The sequence below is a fragment of the Arthrobacter bambusae genome (assembly GCF_022606295.1).
GTDB classification, from domain to species: domain Bacteria; phylum Actinomycetota; class Actinomycetes; order Actinomycetales; family Micrococcaceae; genus Arthrobacter; species Arthrobacter bambusae_A.
This window is the reverse complement of the sequence record NZ_JAHHZS010000066.1, coordinates 1-6,396: the sequence shown is the minus strand read 5'-3', so window position 1 is coordinate 6,396 and position 6,396 is coordinate 1. Positions and strand designations below refer to the sequence as shown.

Genomic DNA, 6,396 nt, shown 5'->3' with positions numbered 1-6,396 from the left:
TTTCTTTGCCAGCCTTGAGCGGTGTGATCCGTGGCTTTAGATGGTCCCGCCAAGTGGCTTCCATATCTGCTATTTGGTTTCGGAGAACTTTGGTTTCAGCTTCATACTCTTCGCGGGTTGCTGTGATCAGCGAAGCCGGGAGCAGCTCAAACTTCAGCGATATTTGCCCAGCTTCCCGAGCAAGTTCGTGCAATCGCATCGAACAACTCATGGCCTCATAATGGGTCTTCCAATAGTCAGTCTTCGCTGCCTCGAACTCAGCGCGCTCTCGCCTCAGTTCTCTCCTGACACGTTCGGCAATCTCATAGCGAATGCCCTTGGGACCACTCATCAATAATCTCCCCAAATCCGGAGACTTTTGGCGCCTGGATGCCCATCCGACTGGCTGGTACCAGTCGGGAATTCTGGCGCCGGACTGTCTTGAGGCACTCATCAAACCACATGTCGGGCGATCTGTCTGTAGCAGATCGCTTCCTAATGCATTTGCGATGCGACGGGAAAGAAATCAATCGCGATAGTTAACTACATTGACTCGTCGGCAAACTGTCTGTTGGAATATGGTTACCACCGTGGGTTACAAAGAAGCAGGCGCCTTCGATGATTTAGCCCGTCAAGAAGAAGGACCGACCTACCAAGCCTAGGAGCCGGATGTCCTGGACTATCCCGCTTGGCTCCCGCGCGAGGTTGTACACGCCTCTTCTGTCTCCCACGACTCGAAGGCTGACCTCAAGTGCCTCAACGTGCCTGGAATCATCGAGGTATAGCGTGACGTCGTAGTTCTCATCTCTCATATGAAGAAAGGTGCCGTCCGACGGGCTCTGAACCGGTGACGCCAGTCCGGTGTTTCTTCTAGGGCTTCCACCACCGCGTCGGCCGCGCCGGGTACCCCCATTTCGAACTCGCTCCACCGCCCGAATCCTTCACTTGATCGACGTTCCGACAGCCACTGCTCATCTGTCGGCCGAAGCATCAGGATATGTCGGTCGTACCGATGGCTCGATTCATACTCTTCCAGGTTGTCCTATCGCACCTCAGGTCGGCAGACTCCGGCTTGTTGTCGGTAGCTGTGGTCCAAGAAGCGCCAGCCATTCTTTTGGACGGCAGATTCAACTGGTTTTTGAGAATCGCGAACTCGTTGAGCATTGTGTATCTGGATTACTTTGTATGCAGGAGCAACGAGTCCAACCTGCCGTTTTCAAGCTATGCGAAAACGGGTACTCAGCGCATCCCCTGGTAGGCCCTGCTTTCTACAGGATAAGCCTCCATCTGTCCCCCCACCTCCTTTGACAGTCCCAACAGGCGCCATTGCGAGGCGACCAAAGCGCGCCACAGGTTCTAGGCGCATTAGATCCCGGGCACGAACTGGAATAGTCCGACCGTGAGGGTGGGCATGCCTATTGGTGCAACGTCGCTGTAGAGGTTCCGTCGGAATTCCAAGAACTGGTCGGCACGTATCGCGCGGATCGATCTCCCCACAACTTCATCCGAGTCCAAACCCGAATTTCACCTTTGCAGGGCAACATCGAAGCCCATCTCTGGGTCGAACGAGCAGAGGGACCCACTCCGCGGCTTTCGACGGATGAAGCGCCGGCGCAGATGGGAAGAACCGCGCCCCTAAGGCAGACCCTTTGGCCTGATTAAGATTCATCCTCTGGAAATAGGTCAATACTAAGGGCTCCATCAGGCGAAAACTCGACCTTCGCATACTCGTCTGGTATCTGCTCCACGCCTTCATGTGGAATCCGGACGCTCCCACTGAAGTCCAAGGCAATGTCGTGCAGTATTCCATCTGGTTTTACATGCGTACAGATAACGGTTCCGGTGTCGACTGATTCTTCATCGTCAAGGAAATCATCGCTCAACTTCACGCGGTCGCCCTGGCGGAGTTCGCCGGGCTTGCGCTCGGAAGTGCGCTCGAAGTAAGCACTCTGACTCATGACCAGGCCACCAATGCCAGTGCTGGCATCGTACAGGTTCAGTTCATAGCTGTCCGAGCGCTGGCATTCAGAGAAGCTGACGTGAAGAGGGCAAATCGTCCCTGTCATCCCGACTTTATAAACGCTTCCCTCGCCCGTAGAAAACGGGACAACAAGGCGCACCTGTTCATCAGCCTCGAATGCGAAATTGCCTTCCAACGTTGCTCCTCTCACGGAACATATCTGCTTTTATTTGCGGACTCAGACCTTCTATTTGGGCAGGATGACAATGACGCCGCAGTGCTGGCAGGGATCGTTGTAATGTTCTCGCACCCACGTTTGCTTTCCACAGCTGGGACAGGTGACCTGAATGTTAGCCATTTCATTTCCTAGAGTTTGCGGCGCGGGCAAATGGCCAACGCGTAACTTTACTTGCGTTCAGCAGAGCAATTGGTATTTATAGCCAATGTCACGTAGGTTACGCCCCCATAAGCGGCCGAACAAGGGTCTTGCTGCGAGTGCGGACCCCTTGGTGGCACATCCTTAGATGAGGTCGTTGCAGACTCGTAGCCAATCACCAAATCTCAACGCTCGCCGGCTTGCCAGCCGTTCACTGCAAACTATCCCCATGACCCCGCGCGGGGACTCGTCGTTCATCCTCCGGCTCCCGAGCCCGTTGCGGACCGGACCGGGTCGCACCGAGCCGAGACCCGGTTCACCGCCAGACGCAGATCAGCCGCCGTCCCTCGCCCCACGCATGACCGCAACCTGACCCTGCAGCGCCCGTCAATGACGACGGACGGCGGTCACCTAAATATATTGACATCCATCAATGTCTTCGATGATACTCACCGTATATCGATAACCATCAATGAATTGCGGAGGGTTTGTGAAGGGGCCATCACGGACGGCAGGCGACCGAAAGCAGCACCATCGGTGTCAAGAGAAATCATGCTGAGCACCGCAGCCCCCAGGAATCCTTGCGTTCTGTTTGTCTGCGTGGATGACCGCGGACGCTCACCCTAGGCTGCGGCGACAAGTGCCGGAACTTCCCGGGCAACCGATACGAAGACCAGGTCCGGGAAGACCCAAACGGGCAGGGTATGGACGCAGTCCGCCCCGCCAGCGACGAAATCAGGACCCGCATCGAGACCTGCGAAACCCTGATCCCTGCCTGAAAACAACTTGAGGGACGGGGGGAGTCGGATGGAGAACAGGTGCTGCACCGGAACTGGTTGCTGCGACGACGATCCGGGCTGCTCCTGACGACTGTGACCCGGCCTGCCGGGACTCACAAAGCACCGACAGACCAAAGCGACCAACCGGGCCGCACCAAACGAATTGAGAGGGCAACATGGATTCACCGGAGAACACCCGACCAATCGCCGTGATCGGCGCCGGCCCGATCGGGCTCGCCGCCGCTGCACACCTGCTCGAACGCGGCCTGGAACCTGTGATCTTCGAAGCCGGGGCCGCCGCCGGGGCCGCGATCGAACACTGGCGGCACATCCGGCTGTTTTCACCCTGGCGGTTCAACACCGACGCCGCCGCTCTCCGGCTTCTGGAAGCCACCGGCTGGGAAGCGCCCCGACCCACGGACCTGCCCTACGGCCGGGAACTCATCGAGAAGTACCTCACGCCCTTGGCAACCACACCGGCGATCGCCACACGCCTCCACAGCGGCGCACGCGTTCATCGCGGTCACCCGGCAGGGAATGGACAAAACCCATACCCGCAACAGGGACACAGCACCCTTCATAGTCCGGGTCGACCACGGCGGCGGCGAAATCCGGGACCACATTGTCTCCGCCGTCATCGACGCTTCCGGTACCTGGTCCACCCGAAACCCACTCGGGACCCAGGGCCTGCCGGCCATCGGCGAAGCCACCTCGGTCAACCGGATCTCAACCCCCCTGCCCGACGTCGCAGGCCGGGACCGGCAGAGGTTCGCCGGGCGCCGTGTCCTGGTCGTCGGCGCCAGCCACTCCGCGGCGAACACCCTGATCAACCTAGCCGAACTGGCCAGGGACGAACCTGGCACCACGATCCTCTGGGCCGTCCGCGGTAACTCGGCCGGGAAGGTCTTTGGGGGCGGCGAGGCCGACGGACTCCCGGCCCGGGGCCAGCTCGGCACCCGGCTCCGTCGGCTCGTCGAAGCCGGCGTCATCGAACTTCACACCGGTTTCGGCATCGCGGCCCTGAAACCCCTCAACACTGGTGTAAGCGTCAACGCCGTCGACGGGCGAACCATCGACGCCCACATCGTCGTGCCTTGCACCGGATTCCGGCCCGACCTGGACATCCTCCGGGAACTACGCCTGAACCTCGACCCGGCCGTTGAAGCGCCAAGTGCGCTCGGACCGCTGATTGACCCCGAATTCCACTCATGCGGCACCGTCCCGCCGCACGGAGCCAAACTACTCACCCACCCGGAGACATACTTCTACATCGCCGGAATGAAGTCCTACGGCCGAGCCCCGACATTCCTGCTGGCCACCGGCTACGAACAAGTCCGCTCCGTCGCAGCGGCCCTCGCGGGCGACCAGACCGCGGCCGATACCGTGCACCTGGAACTGCCCGAAACCGGGGTCTGCTCCAGCGACGCCGGCACCAGCTGCGATGCACCCCCGGCCACGGGCGCGCAGAACCCCGCATCGGGAGAGGGTTGCTGCGCCGTCCCCGAACCCGTGCTCATCGGGTTCCCCACCGGACTGGCCCACGGCCGCAACGGGCAAAACTAAAAGCCCACAATCGGCCACGACCGAGCGAACAAGACCCGGCAAGCCCAAGAGTCGAAGCGGGGCCGAAAATAACCGCCCCCGGCGGGACCAAACACGGTTGACACGATCACCGCTCCGCGTCGGATATCTCTCCGAGGATGGGGCCTGGCGGGAGCCGTGAGTTGATGCGACTTCGAGGCGGGCTGCCGTTCCGCGTCAGCTCCCCGGACGGTATTTCATTGCCTGGCTGTTCTGAGACCTGCCAAAGAATCCAGTACCGATCATCGTCAGGTCATGTCGCCCGGAGTCGGAATCCCATGAACATGTTCGGACGCAAAACCGGTGCCAAACACAGACGGGAAAGGACACGGCAATGCGCAAGACACGATCCGCAGAAACAAAATCCGGCGCTCGTTGCTCACAAGTCATGTCGCCCGGACTGTCTGCCGCCATGAAAGACCAGGAGCCAACACAACCAGATCCCCAACAGAGTAAGGAGAGAGTCGAAGACAGGTAGAACACCCACGCGGGGCAGACCGAAAAGATACCATTCGTCCCACGCTCAGAGCCCCAAAGGGCCCCTGAGCTGGGAAAACGTGCCCAAGGTGGGACTCGAACCGCATTCCAGACCGCGGAAACACTAGGAACTCCCGAAAACATGCCGAGTACGGTCCAGTCCGGCCCCGGTACGGCCCCGGTACGGCCCAGTCCGACGGCAAGAGTGTGCACATTGTGCACACCCCCTTTTTGCCGCCGCGGACGACGCTCGAACCCCACTCCATGCGCAGGCCGGTCACCTTCGTTCAATCTCATGGACCATGCGCATAACCGGCCGACTTGACGGTCTGGAAACAACATCATAAACGGATCACCTCCTTCGAGCATTCATCGACACGGCCTCGAAACACCCCATGACCGGCGCCGAGAAAGATTTCCCGACCAAGGAATCAGACGGACTATGAATCACGGGAGCCGCAATCTTTGCTCTGCAGCCCCGCCTCCATGGAAGGGATTTGCACCAAGACGCCCGCCGGGAGTGACCAGCACCCTTGATACGGAGGGTGGGGCAAGATGACATCGTCTGTATACTTGTAGCTGCGGATCCGCCCTGTGAACACAGGTCAACGGGTCTAGCTTCTTTAACGCTGATATCAGACCGCCCGCGGACCACCAAGAACGTCGCGTCCCATCAGCCGCGGATACCAAGGCCAAGAGAACTCCTTGCCTTCATGCTGCAAGAGATGCTGGTAATCGGCATAGGCCGTGATGTCGGCAAGTTGCACCCACTGGCTCCGATGGGAATGCTGGAAGACCGGGTCTTCGATCAAGGACCGAGTGGCCAAGGATAGACTCCGGTGCGCCGAGACATAGGAATCATCGCTGCCGTCCCCGTCCATGACCAAAATGCCCAGCTCCCCCGCCGCGGACAACCGTGCATCTATCAGCCGCACGAGCTCGCCATAGACGCGGGCACGCTCCTTAGCGAAATGGCCCCGGCGAAGAGTTGTCTGAGAATAGACAGTCCCAATACCGGCCCACGAGCAGCCCTCCAGGAACTGAACGAAATCGTCGATGACGAGAGAGCGGTTGACCTTCCTGCGGTTCCAGTCCGGATCCAAGGACGGATTACCCCGGCCATTTGCGAACTTCGTAGCATGCTGCTCATACAACGGCGGGATACGGTGCTCCGCCATCAACGACTTGCGCCAGTCAAGCACCTGACGCAAACCCGGCTTCCAATCCTCCACCCGGAACTCGAT

The 6,396-nt window shown here is 59.6% G+C and carries 3 protein-coding genes and 1 pseudogene; 1 reads left to right on the top strand and 3 read right to left on the bottom strand.

Annotated elements, in window-relative coordinates:
* Both KNN17_RS21770 and KNN17_RS21765 read right to left on the bottom strand, forming a co-directional pair.
* Nucleotides 1-331: hypothetical protein (locus KNN17_RS21770; RefSeq protein ID WP_241710947.1), on the bottom strand; the 331-nt coding region annotated here is incomplete at its 3' end.
* A 1,306-nt stretch (nucleotides 332-1,637) separates the two neighbouring features.
* Nucleotides 1,638-2,135 carry a hypothetical protein gene (locus KNN17_RS21765; RefSeq protein ID WP_241710945.1) on the bottom strand — a complete coding sequence of 166 codons (498 nt, stop codon included), beginning with the start codon at nucleotides 2,133-2,135 and terminating at the stop codon, nucleotides 1,638-1,640.
* A 1,135-nt stretch (nucleotides 2,136-3,270) separates the two neighbouring features.
* Between KNN17_RS21765 and KNN17_RS21755 the strand changes: the two are divergent.
* Nucleotides 3,271-4,657 (top strand): annotated as a pseudogene (locus tag KNN17_RS21755) (NAD(P)-binding protein).
* A gap of 1,130 nt (nucleotides 4,658-5,787) precedes the next feature.
* Here KNN17_RS21755 and KNN17_RS21750 read toward each other — a convergent pair.
* Nucleotides 5,788-6,396: DUF3800 domain-containing protein (locus tag KNN17_RS21750; protein ID WP_241710942.1), on the bottom strand; the 609-nt coding region annotated here is incomplete at its 5' end.